16 protein-coding genes and 1 other annotated feature are annotated in these 20,155 nt (G+C 26.5%); of the genes, 6 read left to right on the forward strand and 10 right to left on the reverse strand.

What is annotated here, in order from left to right; genetic code table 11:
* Positions 1–31: 31 nt before the first annotated feature.
* Positions 32–1,723, reverse strand: coding sequence for a peptide ABC transporter substrate-binding protein (locus tag AC07E4_RS18825; protein WP_478217179.1), 1,692 nt, complete (start codon positions 1,721–1,723; stop codon positions 32–34).
* 1,293 nt (positions 1,724–3,016) lie between these two features.
* Here AC07E4_RS18825 and AC07E4_RS18830 point away from each other — a divergent pair.
* The 3 genes from AC07E4_RS18830 (at position 3,017) to dapB (ending at position 5,818) form a co-directional block, all read left to right on the forward strand.
* The gene (locus AC07E4_RS18830) at positions 3,017–4,015 is read left to right on the forward strand and encodes an aspartate-semialdehyde dehydrogenase (RefSeq protein ID WP_478217180.1); all 999 of its coding nucleotides are present in this window, start codon (positions 3,017–3,019) and stop codon (positions 4,013–4,015) included.
* 155 nt (positions 4,016–4,170) lie between these two features.
* Complete coding sequence (gene dapA / locus AC07E4_RS18835; protein ID WP_430829901.1) at positions 4,171–5,049, forward strand: 4-hydroxy-tetrahydrodipicolinate synthase; 879 nt, start codon at positions 4,171–4,173, stop codon at positions 5,047–5,049.
* A 16-nt stretch (positions 5,050–5,065) separates the two neighbouring features.
* A complete protein-coding gene (gene dapB / locus AC07E4_RS18840) occupies positions 5,066–5,818 on the forward strand; it encodes a 4-hydroxy-tetrahydrodipicolinate reductase (RefSeq protein WP_430829900.1) in 753 nt (250 codons plus the stop codon).
* 14 nt (positions 5,819–5,832) lie between these two features.
* Here dapB and AC07E4_RS18845 read toward each other — a convergent pair whose 3' ends face one another.
* Positions 5,833–6,984: a pyridoxal phosphate-dependent aminotransferase gene (locus tag AC07E4_RS18845; RefSeq protein ID WP_040330157.1), complete on the reverse strand. Its 1,152-nt coding sequence runs from the start codon at positions 6,982–6,984 to the stop codon at positions 5,833–5,835.
* Positions 6,985–7,016: 32 nt separating this feature from the next.
* On the reverse strand, positions 7,017–7,556 hold the full coding sequence (locus tag AC07E4_RS18850; RefSeq protein ID WP_478217181.1) for a cob(I)yrinic acid a,c-diamide adenosyltransferase: 540 nt from the start codon (positions 7,554–7,556) through the stop codon (positions 7,017–7,019).
* A 568-nt stretch (positions 7,557–8,124) separates the two neighbouring features.
* Between AC07E4_RS18850 and dapD the strand changes: the two genes are divergently transcribed.
* On the forward strand, positions 8,125–8,835 hold the full coding sequence (gene dapD, locus AC07E4_RS18855) for a 2,3,4,5-tetrahydropyridine-2,6-dicarboxylate N-acetyltransferase (RefSeq protein WP_430829899.1): 711 nt from the start codon (positions 8,125–8,127) through the stop codon (positions 8,833–8,835).
* A gap of 66 nt (positions 8,836–8,901) precedes the next feature.
* Here dapD and AC07E4_RS18860 read toward each other — a convergent pair whose 3' ends face one another.
* Both AC07E4_RS18860 and pdaB read right to left on the reverse strand, forming a co-directional pair.
* Positions 8,902–9,627, reverse strand: coding sequence for a single-stranded DNA-binding protein (locus tag AC07E4_RS18860; RefSeq protein ID WP_040330153.1), 726 nt, complete (start codon positions 9,625–9,627; stop codon positions 8,902–8,904).
* 166 nt (positions 9,628–9,793) lie between these two features.
* A complete protein-coding gene (gene pdaB / locus AC07E4_RS18865; protein WP_478217182.1) occupies positions 9,794–10,540 on the reverse strand; it encodes a polysaccharide deacetylase family sporulation protein PdaB in 747 nt (248 codons plus the stop codon).
* A gap of 323 nt (positions 10,541–10,863) precedes the next feature.
* Here pdaB and AC07E4_RS18870 point away from each other — a divergent pair, with 323 nt between their 5' ends.
* A complete protein-coding gene (locus AC07E4_RS18870; protein ID WP_040330150.1) occupies positions 10,864–11,397 on the forward strand; it encodes a DUF4364 family protein in 534 nt (177 codons plus the stop codon).
* Positions 11,398–11,463: 66 nt separating this feature from the next.
* On the opposite strand, the gene AC07E4_RS18875 is transcribed toward AC07E4_RS18870, so the two are convergent.
* The 3 genes from AC07E4_RS18875 to AC07E4_RS18885 form a co-directional block, all read right to left on the reverse strand.
* Positions 11,464–12,327, reverse strand: coding sequence for a YncE family protein (locus AC07E4_RS18875; RefSeq protein WP_040330149.1), 864 nt, complete (start codon positions 12,325–12,327; stop codon positions 11,464–11,466).
* Positions 12,328–12,654: 327 nt separating this feature from the next.
* Complete coding sequence (locus AC07E4_RS18880; protein ID WP_040330148.1) at positions 12,655–13,974, reverse strand: bifunctional folylpolyglutamate synthase/dihydrofolate synthase; 1,320 nt, start codon at positions 13,972–13,974, stop codon at positions 12,655–12,657.
* Positions 13,975–14,474: 500 nt separating this feature from the next.
* Positions 14,475–17,120 (reverse strand): valine--tRNA ligase, encoded by a 2,646-nt coding sequence (locus AC07E4_RS18885; protein ID WP_478217183.1) that lies wholly within the window; start codon positions 17,118–17,120, stop codon positions 14,475–14,477.
* An 89-nt stretch (positions 17,121–17,209) separates the two neighbouring features.
* Positions 17,210–17,423: a binding site (T-box leader), on the reverse strand.
* 212 nt (positions 17,424–17,635) lie between these two features.
* On the opposite strand from AC07E4_RS18885, the gene AC07E4_RS18890 reads away from it, so the two are divergent.
* Complete coding sequence (locus AC07E4_RS18890; protein ID WP_040330145.1) at positions 17,636–18,001, forward strand: tetratricopeptide repeat protein; 366 nt, start codon at positions 17,636–17,638, stop codon at positions 17,999–18,001.
* A gap of 15 nt (positions 18,002–18,016) precedes the next feature.
* Here AC07E4_RS18890 and AC07E4_RS18895 read toward each other — a convergent pair whose 3' ends face one another.
* Together AC07E4_RS18895 and recX are read right to left on the reverse strand one after the other, a co-directional pair.
* On the reverse strand, positions 18,017–19,201 hold the full coding sequence (locus AC07E4_RS18895; RefSeq protein ID WP_478217184.1) for a transglutaminase-like domain-containing protein: 1,185 nt from the start codon (positions 19,199–19,201) through the stop codon (positions 18,017–18,019).
* Between the two features lie 75 nt (positions 19,202–19,276).
* Positions 19,277–20,107, reverse strand: a complete 831-nt coding sequence (recX, locus tag AC07E4_RS18900; protein WP_430829895.1) for a recombination regulator RecX — start codon at positions 20,105–20,107, stop codon at positions 19,277–19,279.
* Positions 20,108–20,155: the final 48 nt, after the last annotated feature.

The following is a 20,155-nucleotide window of genomic DNA, read 5'->3' on the forward strand; positions in this document are numbered from 1 at the left end:
CAGTTCGTTGCAATTTTATTTTTTAATATGTTTATTTTCTACCTGAAGTATAAACATATTTGTATTCATTAGACCCAAATAATGGATACATCATGTCCTTAACATATTTTGCAACATAAGTATTTCTTTTTCTATAAACCCCCGGTGAAATAACACCTTCATCATATATAAGCATTTTTTCTGCTTCTTTAAATAAATTCGCCCTTTCAGTTTGATCCATAGTTTTTTCAGTCTTAGCTATTATTTCATCATATTTTTCACTTTTCCAACCAGTATGAGATACCCCTGAATTACTTAAAAATAAATCAAAGAATGTTCTTGGATCATTATAGTCACCACTCCATGCTTGACCAGCTATTTGGAAATCCATACTTTGAGTTCTCTTTTGGAATGTAGGGAAATCTGCTAATTCTGCTATTACTTGAACTCCTAAAACTTTAGTAAAGTTTTGTTGAGCAAAATCTGCAAATTCTTTATCACTGGCACTTGTTCCAGATTGTAAATATTTAAATGTATGCTTTGCTGGATCTGGATCTAATCCTTCTTCTTTTAAACCTTCTTTTAATAACTCTTTAGGATCAGGATTTTCTTCTTTTAATTTTGTAATCCAATCCTCTGATTGCTCTCTAAAAGTCTTTTCTCCAGCTTTAACTGCTGGTGGACACCAAGCATTAGCAGGTTCAGCCATCCCTTTAAATAATGTACTAACAGAACCCTCTCTATCAGATGCTATTATGAATGCCTTTCTTATCTTTGCATTTTTCATATACTTATCTTGTGTATTAAATATTTCATATGTTGTAGCTCCATCATAAGCATTTATTACATTGAAATTCCCTGTTTCATCCATTTTTTTAATCCATTCTGGTTTAGTTACTCCAGCTGTATCTAATGTACCATTTTGAAGTTCAGCCATTCTAGATGGCTCTTCTTTTATTATTCTCATTGTAATTTTATCTAATTTAACCTTATCTTTATCCCAATATTCTTCATTTTTTTCAAGAACTACTTGATGATCATGAGACCACTCAGTAATCTTAAATGGCCCGTTAAATATTAATGTTTCTACATCTGAACCATATTTATCGCCATACTTTTCAACTATGTCTTGTCTTTGTGGTTGCATAACTTTAAAATAAGTTAAATTTAAAAAGTATGCACATGGATTTTCTAAAGTAAATTCTAATGTACGATCATCTATTGCTTTTACACCTAAATCATCAATTTTCATCTTTCCTGCATTTATTGCTTCTGCATTCTTTATTGGAAATAATAAAAATGCATACTGTGATGCTGTTTCAGGTTTTATTGTTCTTTTTAATGAATATTCGAAATCCTTAGCTGTTACAGGTTTTCCATCACTCCAATTATGTTCTCTTATTTTAAACGTCCATGTTAAACCATCTTCTGAAGTTTTCCAACTTTCTGCCGCCGCTGGAGCTGGTTCTTCAGGCCCATCTCCTTTCTTTTCTATTCTTGTTAACGCATCCATTGCATCCACAAGAATATCTGAAGCATAAGCATCAGTTGCTTTAGATACATCTAAAGTTTTTGGCTCCTTTGTTAAAACATTTAAGTATTGTTCTTTATCAATACCATTTTCTCCTGTACTTTCTCCATCAGTAGCTGTAGCAGAGCTATTATTTCCTCCACAACCCACCAACGCCATTGAAGTTACTAATGACACTGTTAATAATGTTGACAACATTCTTTTGCTTTTCATTTTCTTATTCCCCCTATTAGAATGCAAAAATTAAACCCTAATTATTTTTTAATTTTGAATTTTTAGACAATTCATTTTCCCTATATAATATCTTTTAAAATTTAAACTAAATAATTGCAATTCAAAATTTAACAAATAACTAAATTTTGATTTTTATTTTTTGCAAACTTTCATACTTAACTTTTTATTAATTCAAATAAAATTATTAAAAATTTTATTTTTTTAATATTATCATATAGCCTTTCAATTGTCAAACAATTTTGGTTTTATTTGTTTGTTATTTATTACATTTTTTAATACTTTTTTCATTTTTTTCACATTTAATTAATCTTTTTCTTATATTTTTTCATTTTTATGGTATATTTTATTAACATTGTGTGAATATTTCAAACTTAGCATTTTACTCTCCCGGTATTTTACATTGGTAAGATTTTTTATTAAATTGAATGAATACGTATACCAAGATTTATATTTCAGTTTATTTTGTATACTTTATTCATATAAATTATATATATGCTATATAGATAATTTAATATTCTCGCTTCATTTTTTTAATTTTTTTATAAATATACAGCGACAAATTATTAATTGCAAATAATACACCTTTATATAAGAATATAAATTTAAAATGCAATTACTCTTATCTCAATTTAGAAAGAACAATTTAAAGTGTTGTACAAAAATTAACGATGAACAACGAAGAATAAAACTGAAGTATTAGTTTTTCAATCAATCCCTATAATAATTTACAAAGCAAATTAGTTAAAGACTACATAAAATTAGTTTTTATGTGTTTCTATTTTAGATATTAGGAACAAAGTGAGTAATATATACCCTAACTTTTCACTCTTACTTCTTAGTTCTTAATTGATTCCCAATATTATAATGGAAACAACTTGCAATTCTAGATTTATTATTTAATAAAATGTCATTTAAAATTGAAAACTTATAATATAAATAAATATTACAAAATTCTTCTTAGCAATATATCCATTAGCATTTTTTACTATGTTTTAAGCACTTTTTAGATATATTCATGGTAAAAATTTAAAATATAATATTAGTATAAGATTTTCAGTTTTTATAATGATTTTAAATTTATTTTATTTTAGTGAATTTATCGTAATAATATAAAATATGTTTCAAAATTAATTTTATTAATTAAAGTGCTAAATTTTTATATTTAACATTTATTTTGTACCTTATTTCCATATATAATAAAATTGATATAATTTAATTTTATTTCATATTATATTAAGATAATGTTTTAAAAATTTTTAAGGAGTGATTATTTTGAGTTATAACGTTGCTGTAGTAGGTGCTACTGGAATGGTAGGTAGACAATTTATAAGTATATTAGAAGAAAGGAATTTTCCAATTAATAATATTTACTTTTTTTCTTCTTCTAGATCTGCAGGAAGTATATTAAAGTTCAAAAATACAGATATAACAGTTGAAGAATTAAATGAAGATAATATTAAAAATAAAAAAATAGATTTTGCTCTTTTTTCAGCTGGTGGAGATACTAGTTTAGCTTTTGCAAAATTTTTTGTTAAATATGGTGCAATAGTAATTGACAATAGTAGCGCATTTAGAATGGATCCTAATGTTCCATTAGTTGTTCCTGAAGTTAATGGTGATGATATATTAAATCACAAAGGAATAATAGCTAACCCCAACTGTTCAACTATCCAAGCAATGGTTGCACTTAAGCCACTTTATGATAATTATGGTATAAATAGAATTATTTACTCTACTTATCAAGCTGTTTCAGGAGCCGGTATGGGAGGATTTAAGGATTTAGAAGAAGGTGTTACTGGTAAAGCTCCTCAAAAATTTACTTCACCTATAGCTTTTAATGTAATACCTCAAATAGATTCATTTTTAGATAATGGCTACACTAAAGAAGAAATGAAAATGATTAATGAAACAAAAAAAATATTTCATGATGATGCATTAAAAATTACAGCTACTACAGTAAGAGTTCCTGTGTATCATGGTCATAGCGAAAGTATAAATATAGAACTTAAAACTTCATTTAAAATAGAAGATATTTTTAATTTATATAATTCTTCTAATGGTATAGTTTTAAAAGATGATATTAGTAATAATATATATCCTATGCCTATAGACATCGCTGGAAAAGATGAAGTTTATGTTGGTAGAATAAGAAGAGATTTTAGTTTAGACAACGGACTTAACATTTGGGTTGTAGCTGATAATATAAGAAAAGGTGCAGCTCTTAATGCTATTCAAATAGCAGAATGTTTTATAGAAAAGAAACTTATCTAAAATTTGTAGTATTTAATACACTTTGATATTATTTAATTATAGGAATTTTAATTTATTAATTTTAAATGCGTTCAAATAAATCTACAGATATTTTACTAAGAAATATTTTAATATCAAATTATATTTGTTGATTAATTTTAGAAAGGATGTTTTTTATGAGTATTTTTAAAGGATCTGGTGTAGCACTTGTAACACCATTTAATGAAAACGGAGTAAATTTTGAAAAATTAAAAGAATTATTAGAATGGCATGTAAAAAATCATACTGATGCTATTATAATTTGTGGAACTACTGGTGAAGCCTCCACTATGACAGAAAAAGAAAAAAAAGATACTATCAAGTTTACTGTTGATACAGTGAATAAAAGGATACCAGTAATTGCTGGTACAGGTAGCAATAATACTGCTGCTGCTATAGAAATGAGTAAATATGCAGAATCTGTAGGTGTAGATGCTTTACTTGTTATAAATCCTTATTATAATAAAACAAGTCAAAAAGGATTATTTGAACATTTTAAAGCTATAGATAACAGTGTGAACACTCCTATTATAGTTTATAATGTTCCATCTAGAACTGGAATGAATATTTCACCTTCAATGCTTGAAAAATTATGTGAACTAAAAAATATTACAGCAGTTAAAGAAGCTAGTGGTGATATGAGCCAAATTATTAAAATTAAAGCTTTATGTAAAGATAAGTTAGATATTTATTCTGGAAATGACGATCAAATAGTTCCTACTTTAGCTATGGGTGGACTAGGTGTTATTTCTGTTCTTGCAAATGTTATACCTGAAACAGTTCATAATATTTGTAAATTATTTGAAGAGGGTAAGTGCAAAGAAGCATTAGAACTTCAACTAAATACTTTAGATTTAGCCAATAATCTATTTATTGAAACAAATCCTATTCCTGTAAAAGTAGCACTTAACTTAATGAATAAAAATGTTGGTCCTCTAAGACTTCCACTTGTAGATATGGAAGAATCTAATAAGAAGGTTTTAGAAGATACTTTAATTAATCATAAACTAATATAGTTTTAAGGAGGATACAATGACAAAAATACTTTTAGTTGGATGTAGCGGTAAAATGGGTAGAATGATTTCCTCTGCTGTTAAAAATTTTGAAAATTTAGAGATAGCTGCTGGAGTAGATAAAAATAATGATACTTCTTTAGGTTATCCTATATTTGAAAATATCGATGATTGCAATGTAGATATAGATGTTGTTTTAGATTTCTCAAGACCAGCTACACTAAATCAAATTTGTGAATTTGTAAAAACAAATAATAAGCCTGTAGTATTTTGTACAACTGGATACAACGAATCTGAGAAAAATAAAATTTTAGAACTATCTAAAGTAGTTCCTGTTTTCCATTCTGCAAATATGTCTATAGGTATAAATATAGTAAATTCAATTCTTAAAAATATTAGCAACACTCTTTTCAATGATTTTGATATAGAAATTATTGAAAAACATCATAATCAAAAGGTAGATGCACCTAGTGGTACTGCATTATTACTTGCTAATACTATTAAAGATTCAATACAAGATGATACACATTTCATATATGGCAGAGAAGGAATTGCTAAAAGAGATGAAAAAGAAATAGGAATTCATACTATTCGTGGTGGTAATATAATCGGAGAGCATGAAGTTATATTTGCTGGTGCTGGTGAAGTTATATCTATAAAACATTCTGCAATATCAAGAGAAGTTTTTGCAGTTGGAGCTTTAAAAGCATGTGCATTTATGTTTAATAAAGAAAAAGGACTATATTCAATGGATAATGTAGTTAATAATTAGAAAAGAGCTAGGGATTAAAACCCTAGCTTTTTTTTAAAATTTTCTAATTTATTTAAAGCAACATCTAATTCATTTTGACTATAACAATATGAAATTCTAATATAACCTTCCCCACCTTTTCCAAATGCAGTTCCTGGAACTATAGCCACTTTTTCTTCTTTCAGCAATTTATCACAGAACTCTTCACTTGTCATATTAAATTTTTTTATAGATGGTAATATGTAAAATGCTCCTTCTGGTTTGTTAACTTCAAACCCCATCCTCACTAATTTATCATAGATATAATCTCTTCTTTTTTTGAAGCTTTCCTTCATATCACTTACTTCTTTCATTCCATGTTTCAACCCCGCTAAAACACCATATTGACTTATAGATGTGGCACAAGATACATTATACTGATGAACTTTTAATATATTTTTCAAAATGTATTCTGATGCGCAAACATATCCAACTCTAAGTCCTGTCATAGAAAACATTTTTGAAAAACCACTTACATATATAATTTTATCTTTTATATCATTGCATTGACTTATGGAATAATATTCACTATAGCAAAGCGGTGCATATATTTCATCTGTTATAACTAATATTTCTCTTTCTTTTATTATTTTATGTAATTTTTCTCTTTCTTCTAAAGTCAATATATTGCCACAAGGATTACTTGGACAAGATAATACTAATACTTTAGGTTCTTCATTTATAATAAGTTTCTCTAAATTTTCTATATTTATAGTAAAATCATCATTTAAGTCATAATTTATTATTTCGCCATTCAACATAGTAGTTATGCTTTCATAAGCAGGATAAGCTATGGATGGTACAAGAACTTTCTCCCCCTTATTTAATATAGCCATAAATGAACTCATAAGACCTTCGCTACCACCTACCGTTACACATATCTCATTTTCATTGTAATCTATATTGTACTTAGATAAAAACTTGCTAATTTCCATTCTTAACTCAATTATCCCTGCATTAGGTGTATATACTGTTTTATCATGGTTTATAGCTTCTATCATAGCCTCTTTAACAACATCAGGAACTTTAAAATCTGGTTGACCTAATGTTAATGAAATTGCTCCTTCAATACCTGACACTTTATTATAGAATTTTCTTATGCCCGATATTTCAATTTTTTCCACTTGTTGCGAAAAAATATTGTTCATTTTTACCCACCTCTTCTACTTTACAACTTTTTTTAAAATTCTATACCTTTTCTAGCTGGTACACCTTCTTTAAAATAATGTTTTACCTCTTTCATCTCAGTTATTAAGTTTGCCTTTTCAGCTATTCTTTCTGAAACATTCCTACCTGTCATAATTAATTCCATATCTTTTGGCTTTTTATCTATAAGTGCTATAATCTCATCCTCACTCAAAAGATCATTACTTAGCGTTCCCATAACTTCATCCATTATAAGTATATCGCATTTTCTATTTTCTATTGCATCTAAACAAAAATCAAAAGTCTTTTTAACTTCAATTTTTAATTGTTTCTTTTCTTCTTCATTTAAATTCCAAAAAAAGCCCTTAACCTCCTGAAATCTAAATATATTAAAATATGGTGCAAGTTTTTTTGCACTTTCTATCTCTCCAGTTGCCCCCGTTTTTAGAAATTGAACCATATATACCATATATTCATTTCCAGCTGCTCTAGTAGCTAATCCTACAGCTGCTGTTGTTTTTCCTTTTCCGTTTCCAGTATAAATTTGTACATATCCTTCTTTTAACTTGCTCATACAATCATTTCCTTTCTATAATATAAGGTTCCAAATTCAAAATTTAAATAATCTCTTTATCAAGTGATATTATTAAGCTTACAGTTTATTCTATTATAATGTCTGGAACCAATTAACAATTAACAGTTAGCAATTAACAATGATGGTTAATATTATTCACTTCGTTCCTAATATTTTTGAATAGAAGTCCATAAAAACTAGGGTTTTATATAATCCTTAAATAATTTGTTCTACAAATTATTTTAAAAATCCATTAACAAAACTGAGCTTTCAGTTTTTTCCCTCATTGTTAATTGCTAATTTTTATTCTATTTATATATTATTATATCAAACTCTTGTTCTTTTATTGATTATGAATAAGATTTTCATAAAAAACAAATAAATATCTATATACTATTTATTTAAATACTATTTTATTATATCATTTATATGGTAATATATTTTATGTAATAAGTAGATTCAACTACTTTTACTTAAACATATGATTTAAATTTAGAATTAAAACTTATTATAAATTTATAGGTTTTAATTTTAAATTCTAAGATTTAAATGGAGAGGAGTTTTTTTAATGGATTATAATTTAACAGATCCTTATGAAATAGCTAGATTTATAAAAGAATCAAAAAAAGCTACACCGGTTAAAGTTTATGTTAATGGTAATTTAGCCAACTGTAACTTTAATAACATAGAATATTATGGCGAGGGAAATTTTTACATATTATTTGGTAACTATGATGAAGTTAAAGTATTTCTAGATGAAAATAAAGAAATAATTAAAAACTTTAAAATAGAAAATGATAGAAGAAATTCTGCAATTCCTATGTTCGATATGAAAGAAGCAGATGCTAGAATTGAGCCAGGTGCTATAATAAGAGATAAAGTATCTATAGGCAAAAATGCTGTTATAATGATGGGTGCTGTTGTAAATATCGGAGCTGAGATTGGCGAAGAAACAATGGTTGATATGAATGCAGTAATTGGTGCTAGAGGAAAGCTAGGTAAAAGAGTTCATCTTGGTGCTGGTGCTGTTGTTGCTGGTGTTTTAGAACCACCTAGCAAATCACCATGTGAAATAGGTGATAATGTTTTAATTGGCGCAAATGCGGTAATACTTGAAGGTGTTAAAATAGGAGCTAACTCAGTTGTAGCAGCTGGATCTGTGGTTACAGAAGATGTTCCCGAGAATGTTGTTGTCGCTGGTTGTCCTGCTAAAATAATAAAACAAGTAGATAATAAGACTAAAGATAAAACAGAAATTTTAGATGACCTTAGAAAATAATTTATAATTTTAAATAATAAAAAAGTTCCAAGTTAAATTTGGAACTTTTTTATTAATTTAATCTATTTATATAACTTCCCCTATCGCACCAGATTCTTTACAATCATTGTTTTCTTCACATTGACTTTCTTCACTTGTTTTTACTGATTCATCTATTGCAATGTCAAATTCATCATCTTCAACTTTTTCCATTTTAGAGATTGATACTTCATATGCTATTTTTTTAATAACTTCTGTATCAGATATTCTTTTTTGATATTCTCTACTTTGAACTCTTCCCCAAATTCTTATATTGTCTCCTACTTCTAAACTTCTACAAAATCTTGAGTTTCTTCCCCAAGCAATAGTTGGTATATAGTCTGATTTATTATATAATCTATTAACTGCTAAAAGCATATCAGCTATTTCTCTACCAAAAGGAGTAGTTCTATATATTGGTGCTTTACATATATATCCATCTAGGAATATTTGATTCGGATTTTTACTTCTTTCTTTTAATTCTCTAATATCTCTAGCAAACACAGTAAGTATTAGTCTATTACTTCCATCCATAAACTTATTGTAAGATCTAAGTTGTCCTTCAACAATAAGCTCCCTACCTATGTTCATATCTATACCTGTTATTAATCTTTCTGATACTGTTATTGTTAAAATATCAGTTGTATCACTTAATCTAGATACTTCAAATCTAAAATTATAAAAACCCTCTCCATACATTTCATGACTAAATTCTAAATCTGAAATAACTTTTCCCTCTAAATAAATTTTGTTGTTCAACATTGTATTGTCCATAGTAACCCCTCTTTCCCTTTGTTTAATTTCATATATTTTATATCATAATATACTATGTTATTTTTAAAACTATGACTAAATCCATAAATATTTTTATAAATTTTCTCAAATTTCATTCAATTCTAATTTCTTCCATTATAATACATATTATGCACTTATGCAATAATTATTTATTTTTTCTTTGAGTTCCTTCTCCATCTATACTATAGTTTTCATTATAAATAAGGTCTGATACAGTTACAAATTCATATCCTTGTGACTTTAATTCCTTTAATACTAATTCTAAAGATTTAGGTGTATATTTAGCATTATGAAATAATATTATTGACCCATCTTTAACTTTTTTCATAACTCTTTCATATTCTACTTTTTCACCTTGTGCTTTCCAATCAATGCTATCAACATCCCATTGTATACACTTTCTACCAGTATCTTCAACTATTTGAATAGCATCATCATTAAATGCTCCTTCTGGAAATCTAAAAATAGTACTAGTTTTTCCTATTGTATCTATTAACTTAGCATCTGTTATATCCATTTCCTTTATTATTCTATCTTTTGTTATAGTTGTCATATTAGGATGCTTATTACTATGATTTCCTATTTCATGTCCTCTCTTGTCTATTTCTTTTATAAAGTCAGGAAAATCATCTATCCATAGTCCTACTACAAAGAATGTAGCTTTTGCATTATACTTGTCCAAAACATCTAGTATTTCTATAATATTTTTTTCTCCCCATGTAGTATCAAAAGTTATAGCAACTTTCTTTTCCTTAGTATCAACACAATATATAGGTAATTTTTTATTTTTTTGTGATATTGCCTGCATAGTGCTTGTACTACTAATTCCTATAATCAATAAAGAAGCTAAAATTAAAACTACAAAGGGTATTATAAAATTCTTCTTTCTCATATATCCCCCCTACAATTTCTTAATTTTAATAAATCATATTCACAAAGAAGAATATATATTACTTTTTATACCTATTTAAATTTTTATATGATTTATTAATGAAAAATTTATTAATCATTGATATAATATTATAGTAAGATATATATAAAAATACTAAACAAAATTTATAGATAAATTTGTGTAACATATAGTTAATCTAATTTTAAAATACTTTATTATTATAAAAATAACTCATTAGCCTTACCTCAAATTTTCTTATTTATTTTGTTGCCTATTTTTCATATGCCTAAAAAATTTTTATTTTATTAGGAGGAGGAAATTTAATGTTTGAAGACTCTATGAATTTAGCAGAAAATAAGCTTCTGTTACTATATATATTTAATAAAATAAACCTTCCAATTTCTAATTTACAGATAACAGATATTGTTCTTGAAAATAATTTTATGAGTTATTTTACACTTCAACAATATATAGTGGAATTAACTACTTCAAATCTTTTAAGACATATAACTAAAAATGAAAAAGATAGGTTAGTTATAACAGATGAAGGTATAAAAGTTCTTGCTTTATTTGAAAACAGAATTTCAGAAGATAAATTAGATTTAATAAATACTTATATTTCTAATAAACTATCAACTATAAAAAAGGAACTAACTGTAACTGCAGATTATACTATAGAAAACAAAAATAGTTATCTAGTTAATTTAATAGCCTCTGAAAATAATACAACACTTATAGATATAAAAATAAGTGTTGCCTCAAATAAACAAGCTCGTGAATTATGTTATAAATGGAAGTCAAATTCATCAGAACTTTATAATAAAATGATTAATATTTTAATTGATGAAAATAACTAGTAAATTTTTTTACTAGTTATTTTATATCTCTTATGTTTCATCATATAATTTATAAATTAAATTTTATTATTGAATAATTATACCTTGTGGTTCATAATCCAAAGATAATGTTTTCTTTCTATTATTATCAATTCGTATAATATTATTTTTCTGAATTTCAGATACATATATAATTTTATCATCAATCAGTATTTTTTTTAACATGCCACCTACTTTAAGACGTGATATCTCTTTAAACCTATAAGCATCTACAATACTTATAGTTCCATCTCCCCAATTTGATATATAAAAATATTCACCATCATAACACATATCTACGGGAATATTTCCAACTTCTATAGTTCTCTCTTTTTTAGTATATAATGATATTTCTCTTAAAATTCCTTTTCTTTTTATTCCAACATTATTTTCACAAATAAAAATACTTTCACCATTTACATTCCAAATAGCTTTTACAGGATTTGAATCTACATTTATATTATGAATACTTCCACCTTCTAATAAGTCAAAAATAGTAACATTTTTGCTCAAAGCATTGGATACTATAAACTTATTATTCACTTTTGAAAAATCTATATTACGAGGTGATATTCCACAAGGTATAACCTCTATTATTTCCTTAGAAATAATATCAAAACATACCACAGTATTAGATTCTTCGCAAACAACATATAAATAATTGTTTACAATTTTCATGTCTGTACATCCACTACCTAAATAAAATTCCTCAACCACCCCATGTTCATCAATTAAAAATATTGCATTATTCTTATAACTTGAAATTATAAGAGTTTTATTATTTACACAAATTCTATATGGCCAAACTCTTTCTTTTCCTTCTAATTTTATAGAATCTACAACTTTTAAAGTTTTTAAATCAAACTTTTCGATTTCATCTCTAGCGGTATTACAAACATAAAGATTTTTCAAAAAAATCACCTCCTAACTAAATTTTTCATAAACATATTCTAGTAACATTTTAATAAAGGAAAATAATACAAACCAAAATTATCATGATTTTAAACTTTTTAATAACACTTTATACAATTTTGGGATAGAAAAAGCCTTACCATTGATTTTAAATGGCTTGGCTATATTCTCTATGTTTCAAATATAGATTTATATTTAAACTCTCAATATGTCTGATTGTTTGTTTGAATTAACTTTTACCATATATCTTATGACAATGTTAGTTAATATGATACAGTTTTTGTCATATTAATGCTAAAAAAAACTAGTCTTTTTTAAGACTAGCTTTTATTCTCTTATTATTTTTCTCATATCACCTATCATATATAAAGAACCACTTACTAACAATAAATCTTCTTTATCGCAATAATTTAGTGCCTTTGTATAAGCTTTTTCATAATCTTCTACAGCTTCTACACTACAATCTATATTTAATTTATCTATAGCTTCTTTCAATTCTGATGCAAGTTCCGCTCTATCACTATGTGGTGTTACACAAATTATCTTAGTAGCCTTTGGTGCTATCATTTTTATCATTTCATTGACTTGTTTATCTGCTAATATTCCCAAAATAAGCACTAACTTATTATACTTAAAATACATATCTATACTTTCAGTTAATTTTTCTATTCCATCTATATTGTGAGCACCATCTATTACAACTAAAGGTTCTGATTTCATTACTTCAAGTCTTCCTGGCCATTTAACTTTTTTAAAACCTTCTAATATGTGCTGTTTTTCTATGTTAATCCCTAATCCTTTTAATTCATTTAAGGCATATATGGCTGTAACAGAATTATCTACTTGATGTTTTCCTAACAGTGATAAATCATATTTCTCTATTCCATTTATTTTATTATTTTTAATTGTTATAGTTTGCATCATCACATCTTTACCATTAATTATACGTTTAGATGTACCTTCATAAACAGCCTCATTTTTAGGAACTTTAACAAGTTTACTATTTCTTTCATCTGCTATTCTTTCTATAACTTCTTCAACAAGTTTTTTTTGTGGAAATAAGATTGTAGGAACATTATTCTTTATAATTCCAGCTTTTTCATAAGCTATTTTATCTAATGTATCACCTAAATATTGCATATGATCATAGCTTATAGATGCTATAACACTCAACATTGGTGTTATCACATTTGTAGAATCTAATCTGCCACCTAAGCCTACTTCCACTACTGCAAAATCCACATTTTTCTCATAAAAATATAGAAAACCACAACAAGTTATAATCTCAAACTCTGTCGGATTTCCAAATCCACATTGACATACTTTTTCTACGGCCTTTGAAACTTCTGTTACTATATTAGAAAGATCGTTTTTATCTATATTTTCTCTGTTAATTTGAATTCTCTCTTCAAACTCCTCAATATATGGAGATGTATAACTACCAACCTTATATCCTGCCTCCATAAGCACTGAAGTTATCATAGCTGTTGTCGATCCTTTTCCATTAGTTCCAGCTATATGTATACATTTTATCTTTTTATGCGGATTTCCTAAGAACTCTAATATCTTCTCAGTTCTTTCAAGCCCATATTTACTACCAAATTTTGCAGTCTCTTTTATATACGTAATCGCTTCATTATAATTCATATATATACCCCCCTAAATTAATACTAATCACTATAGGATTCCAAACTTAAAGTTCTCTTTCTGAAATGATACTATTAAGCTTACAGTTTATTCTATTATCATGTTTGGAACCAATTAACAATTAACAATTAACAGTTAGCAATTAACAATGATGGTGGATATTACTCACGTTGTTCCTAATATCTAAAATAGAAATATAAAAAAACTAGTTTTTTATATGCTTTAACTAATTTGTTTAGCAAATTATCATAAAAATTGATTCAAATAAACTGAGACTTCAGTTTTATCCTTCATTGTTAATTATTCATCGTTAATTGTTAATTTTTTACATAACTTTAAACTACTCTTTCTCAACTGAAACATGAATAACTTAAAGTTTTAACTTGAATTCCTATAGTTCTATTTCATTATAATAATGTTATCACATTTTTTTACATTTATATATAAAAATAACCTTCACTTTTTGAAGGTTATTTTTATTTTAATAGAATAACTTAATATTACTTAGTTAAGTTTTCTATACTTTCAATTACTGAGTTATACATTTCTCTATATTTTTCACCTTTAGCTTTTTCTTCTTCAACTACTTCTGCTGGTGCTTTTGATACAAATCTTTCATTAGATAGTTTTTTCTCTACTCTATCTATTTCTGATTGTAATTTAGATTTTTCTTTTTCTAATCTTTCAAGTTCTTTTTCTAAATCTACTAATTCTAAAAGTGGCATATATATTTCTGCACCTTTTGATACTACTGTTACAACATTTTCTGGAGCATCATTTTTAGAATTCAATATTATTACTTCACTAGCTGATGCCATTTTTTCAAAGTACTGACTTCCTTCTTTAAATGCTTCTAATGCTTCAGTTGCAAAAATATAAGTTTTAGCTTTTCTTGAAGGTGGTACATTCATTTCACTTCTAGCATTTCTTGTATTTTTTATAGCATCTATTATATAGTTCATATACTCTTCTGCTTTTTCATCTTGTAGTTCACTATTAAATTCTGGCCATTTTGCCACAGTAATAGACTCTGAATCTACTTTTAAATGAGTATATATTTCTTCAGTTATAAATGGCATAACTGGATGAAGAAGTTTTAATCCTGTTACTAAAACAGTATTTAAAACATTTAAAACTACACCTTTAGCTTCTTCTTCTTCGCTATATAATACAGGTTTTACAAGTTCTATATACCAATCACAGAATTCTGTCCACATGAAATCATAAACTTTTTGAAGTGCTACACCAAGTTCAAATTTCTCAACATTTTCTGTAACTTCTTTTGCAACAGTATTCATTCTTGATAATATCCATTTATCTGCTATTGAATAATTCTTACAATCCTTATATTTTTCCATTAATTCTTCATTAAAATTCATCATAACAAATCTTGATGCATTCCAAATCTTGTTTGCAAAGTTTCTTGCTGCTTCAACTCTTGATTCATAGAATCTTATATCACTTCCTGGAGCATTTCCAGTTACTAGTGAAAATCTTAATGCATCTGCACCATAGCTTTCTATTACTTCTAATGGATCTACACCATTACCTAATGATTTAGACATTTTTCTTCCTTGATCATCTCTTACAATACCATGTATAAGAACATTATCAAAAGGAACATGATCCATATTATGAATTCCAGAGAATATCATTCTCGCAACCCAGAAGAAAATAATATCATATCCTGTAACCAATGTATTAGTTGGATAGAAATATTTTAAGTCCTCTGATTTTTCTGGCCAACCAAGTGTTGAGAATGGCCATAATGCTGAACTAAACCAAGTGTCTAAAACATCTTTATCTTGCACTAACTTAGTAGATTTACACTTATCACAAACAGTTGGCTCATCTACAGAAACAATTATTTCATTACAATCTTTACAGTACCAAACTGGAATTCTATGTCCCCACCACAATTGTCTTGAAATACACCAATCTTGAATGTTCTCCATCCAGTTGAAATAAATTTTTTCAAATCTTTCTGGTATAAATTTAGTTTCTTTTTCTCTTACAGCTTTTATTGCTGGCTCAGCTAGTTTTTCCATTTTTACATACCATTGCTTAGATAACATTGGTTCTACAACTGTATTACATCTATCATGAGTTCCAACATTGTGAACATGTTCTCTAATCTTAACTAATGAACCTTCTTTTTCTAAATCTTCAACCATAAGTTTTCTTGCTTCATATCTATCAAGTCCTGAATATTTTCCATATCCTTCACTTATAGTTCCATTTTCCTCTAAAACCACAATTTCTGGTAAATCATGTCTTTTTCCAACTTGATAATCATTAGGATCATGAGCTGGTGTTATTTTAACTGCACCTGTTCCAAATTCCATATCAACATAATCATCTGCAACTATTGGAATTTCTCTTCCTACTAATGGTAATTTAAGGGTTTTCCCTACTAAATGTGCATATCTTTCATCCTTTGGATTAACTGCAACTGCTGTATCTCCAAGTAAAGTTTCTGGTCTTGTAGTTGCAATTTCTATTTTTTCATCACTTCCAACCACAGGATAATTTATATGCCAGAAATTTCCCCCTTGCTCTTCATATTCTATTTCTGCATCAGAGATGGCAGTCATACACTTTGGACACCAGTTTGTTATTCTATTTCCTTGATATATAAGTCCTTCATTATAAAGTTTAACAAAAACTTCTTTAACAGCCTTACTTACTCCTTCATCCATTGTAAATGTTTCACGAGTAAAATCTGCAGAACATCCCATTTTTTTAAGTTGTTTTCTAATTCTTTCTCTATATTCTTCAGTCCACTCCCAAACTTTTTCTAAGAAAGCTTCTCTTCCCATTTCCTTTTTATTAAGACCTTTTTCTAAAAGAGATTTTTCTACTCTAACTTCAGTTGCTATACTTGCATGGTCTTGTCCTGGTAACCATAAAGTACTATAACCTTGCATTCTTTTAGTTCTTATTATTATATCTTGTAGAGTATTATCTAAAGCATGACCTAAGTGTAATTGTCCAGTTATATTTGGTGGTGGCATTATAATTGTATATGGCTTTTTATTTTCATCTACTTCTGGAGTAAAAAATCCTTCTTCTTCCCACCATTTATATAATCTTTCTTCAAATTCTTTTGGATCATAATTTTTTGCTAATTCTTTATTATTTTCCATACCTATTCCTCCCTTGTTTACTAACTAATATAAATATATAAATTATTAATTACATATATTTTTATGCAATAAAAAAGAGCTCTTCTCCATAAAAGGACGAAAAGCTCGTGGTACCACCTTTTTTTCCTATCATAATAATAGGCTCATTAATTTAACGATTTGACAACCGTCTCTATCTACTAAAAATTCAATAAAGAAACTCCAAAGCTACCTTCAGACAATTCTATATAGAAAACCTTTCAGCTATAAGTTTTCCTCTCTTTAATACTTTCAAGTCTTACTCCTCTTTTTCACTGCTTTTTACTATTAAATTTTAATTAATTATAATAAACACTGATTGAAAAGTCAATAGCCGTTTATACCTTTAATTCTTCCCTATTTCTAATTATCTATACAATTCACTCTTTATTTTTCAATTTATTTAAACTCTTGTAAATATTAAAGTCTTTATTGTATATAAATCTTTTTTTTGTCAATGATTACAAATATAAATTACTATATTTGGAGGTTTTTTAATGAACTATTTTGATAAAGCTAATGAATTTTATAATCAAAAGCAATATAAACATGCTATAGATATGTACAAAAAAGCTATGGAACTTAATGATAATGAATCATCATCTCTTTATAATACTGCTGTGTGCTTTATCAAGTTAAGAGATTTTGAGAATGCAATTCAATATTTACTTAATGCAATAAAGCTAAAGAAAGAAAGTTCCTATTTTTTCAATTTAGGCTATTGCTATGCAATGCTAAATGACAAAAGGAAAGCATTAAATTACTTTAATATAGCATGGTCATTAAATGGTGATGATAATGAATGTGAGAAAGCAATAAGTTTAATTTTAAATACTTACCTTAACGAAAATAAGACTTCTTAATATTAGAAGTCTTTTTTACCATTCACCAACAACTTGAGTATTTCTATGATCATTACTAAAATCACTATTATTAAAATAATTACCACCAGAGTAAAAAGTTGAATCTACATTTATCCACCTATTATTATCATCATCATAAAATTCATTCCAAGAATGATTCACCCATTCTTTCCCATTAAATCCTTCTCCTATTACCATCCTTACTTTTATATTACTTTCCCTGCACATAGCCACAAATAAACATGCATAATCAAAACAAACACCTCTACCTGTTTTAAAAGCTTCAATAGCACCGGATTTAACATCTTTACTATTATTTATAACATCATTTGCCTTTCCATCATCATAATCTATATTTTTTCCTATCCATTCATATATAGAATATGCTTTGTCATACGTACTACTTTTACTATTTGTTATACTTAAAGTCTTGTTTTTTATAGTATCGTTTGATTTTATCCCCTCATCTAAAGTTATACCATTATAATATACTGTAACTTTCTTTTCTAAGTAATTTTCTAAAATATTATTATCTATTTTTTTTGATACATCATCATTTTCAACTATAATTTTTAATGAATCATTAACTACCTTTGGAAGACTTCTTACTATATCTGATTTAGTAATTGGTTTCACAACTTTTTCAGATATCAAAGTATATAGTTCAGAATCCTCTAAAGCCTTTAAATAGTTTTCATTTCTATTAAACATGCCTGTAATTGTTAACAGAAAAGTAATTAATATTATATAGCATATTGATTTAGGTAGTTGAAATATAGCTCCACATATTCTTCTTGTTATATTGCTTTTCCCTTTCAACTTTTCATCCATAAGATTTAATAATGGATAAAAAATAATACTATTGAACATATAAAAAATCAAAATTATGATTCCTTGTATCAATAATATAAAAAATATTGTTACTATTATTCTAGTTATTAACGGATTCTCTCTTGCCAACTCTAATATTTTTTGTGGAATATAACTATAAAACTTATCAAACTTTCCTATGTTATTTAAATTAAATACTTTTCCTATATTTTTACTTGTTATTATAATAGATAAAATCAATGCAATACTTCCAAATATAGAATTTATTGTATTCTTTAATGCTTTGCTTGAATATTTAAATAAAAAACCTTTTATTATAGGGTAAATAAAAAAAGCCACTAAAATTATAGTAATTATATTATATTTCAAAAATCCACCCCTTTCCCCATACATATTGAATTGCACAAATTGTAAAATCTACAATGTATAGCATAAATTTAAAGATTAAGAATACAAATCTTCAAATACTCTTTTTATATCATCATATTTATATCCTCTTCTTAATAAATAATCGTATATTCTTCTTTTTATTTTTTGTTCATCATTTTCAGATTTCTGTACTATTTTTAATCTTTTTTCTGTTAAAGTATATAATTCATTTAAACTTTTTTCTTTATCTTCTTCATTTTCTTCTTTTATGAAATCTTCTTCTTTAACAGTCTGTAATATAACACTGTTTATAACATTTCCATTAAATCCATTTCTAATCAAATAATCATATAACTTTCTTTTTACTTTTAATATATTATCTTCATTTTTTATCAATATTTTGTATTTTTTATTAATTAGAACTAGCGCCACTTCTACTTCCTTTTCTTCTGATACTGTTGAAATTTTGTCATTTATAAACTCTTCATTTATACCTTTATTTAAAAGTGAATTTCTAATTTTATTCTTACCCTGACATCTAGATTTTTCCTTAACATATAGTTCTGTATACTTTTTATCGTCTACAAACTTATATTCCTTTAAAAACTTTAGTACTCTTTCAATAATGTCATCATTATATCCTTTACTACTAAGTTTTTTATAAATTTCTTTTTCAGTCTTAAATGATTTTTCTATAACCTTTAAAGCAGCACTTTTAGCTTTAATATAATCATCCTCTTTAAGTACTTCATTTAAGTTTTTTTCTTCTATTAATTTTCCCTTTTCTAATTTATGATAATATACAAGTTCTGAGCTACATGAAAATGCATATTCTTCATTTATATATATATTTACTCTATCCTTATTATTTTTTTGTGTTTCAATTTTTGTAATTTTACTTTCCATAACATCTTTCCTTCTAATAATTTATATAGAATTCAATATTTAATTTTA

This window comes from Clostridium amazonense (genome assembly GCF_056431285.1).

Bases quoted from the DNA above. Each gene is read 5' to 3' on its own strand.
- AC07E4_RS18845 (WP_040330157.1), bottom strand. From the start codon at position 6,984: ATGAACAATATTTTTTCGCAACAAGTGGAAAAAATTGAAATATCGGGC.
- pdaB (WP_478217182.1), bottom strand. From the start codon at position 10,540: ATGAGAAAGAAGAATTTTATAATACCCTTTGTAGTTTTAATTTTAGCT.
- recX (WP_430829895.1), bottom strand. From the start codon at position 20,107: ATGGAAAGTAAAATTACAAAAATTGAAACACAAAAAAATAATAAGGAT.
- AC07E4_RS18850 (WP_478217181.1), bottom strand. From the start codon at position 7,556: ATGAGCAAGTTAAAAGAAGGATATGTACAAATTTATACTGGAAACGGA.
- AC07E4_RS18825 (WP_478217179.1), bottom strand. From the start codon at position 1,723: ATGAAAAGCAAAAGAATGTTGTCAACATTATTAACAGTGTCATTAGTA.
- dapD (WP_430829899.1), top strand. From the start codon at position 8,125: ATGGATTATAATTTAACAGATCCTTATGAAATAGCTAGATTTATAAAA.
- AC07E4_RS18860 (WP_040330153.1), bottom strand. From the start codon at position 9,627: ATGGACAATACAATGTTGAACAACAAAATTTATTTAGAGGGAAAAGTT.
- dapA (WP_430829901.1), top strand. From the start codon at position 4,171: ATGAGTATTTTTAAAGGATCTGGTGTAGCACTTGTAACACCATTTAAT.
- dapB (WP_430829900.1), top strand. From the start codon at position 5,066: ATGACAAAAATACTTTTAGTTGGATGTAGCGGTAAAATGGGTAGAATG.
- AC07E4_RS18870 (WP_040330150.1), top strand. From the start codon at position 10,864: ATGTTTGAAGACTCTATGAATTTAGCAGAAAATAAGCTTCTGTTACTA.
- AC07E4_RS18885 (WP_478217183.1), bottom strand. From the start codon at position 17,120: ATGGAAAATAATAAAGAATTAGCAAAAAATTATGATCCAAAAGAATTT.
- AC07E4_RS18880 (WP_040330148.1), bottom strand. From the start codon at position 13,974: ATGAATTATAATGAAGCGATTACGTATATAAAAGAGACTGCAAAATTT.
- AC07E4_RS18890 (WP_040330145.1), top strand. From the start codon at position 17,636: ATGAACTATTTTGATAAAGCTAATGAATTTTATAATCAAAAGCAATAT.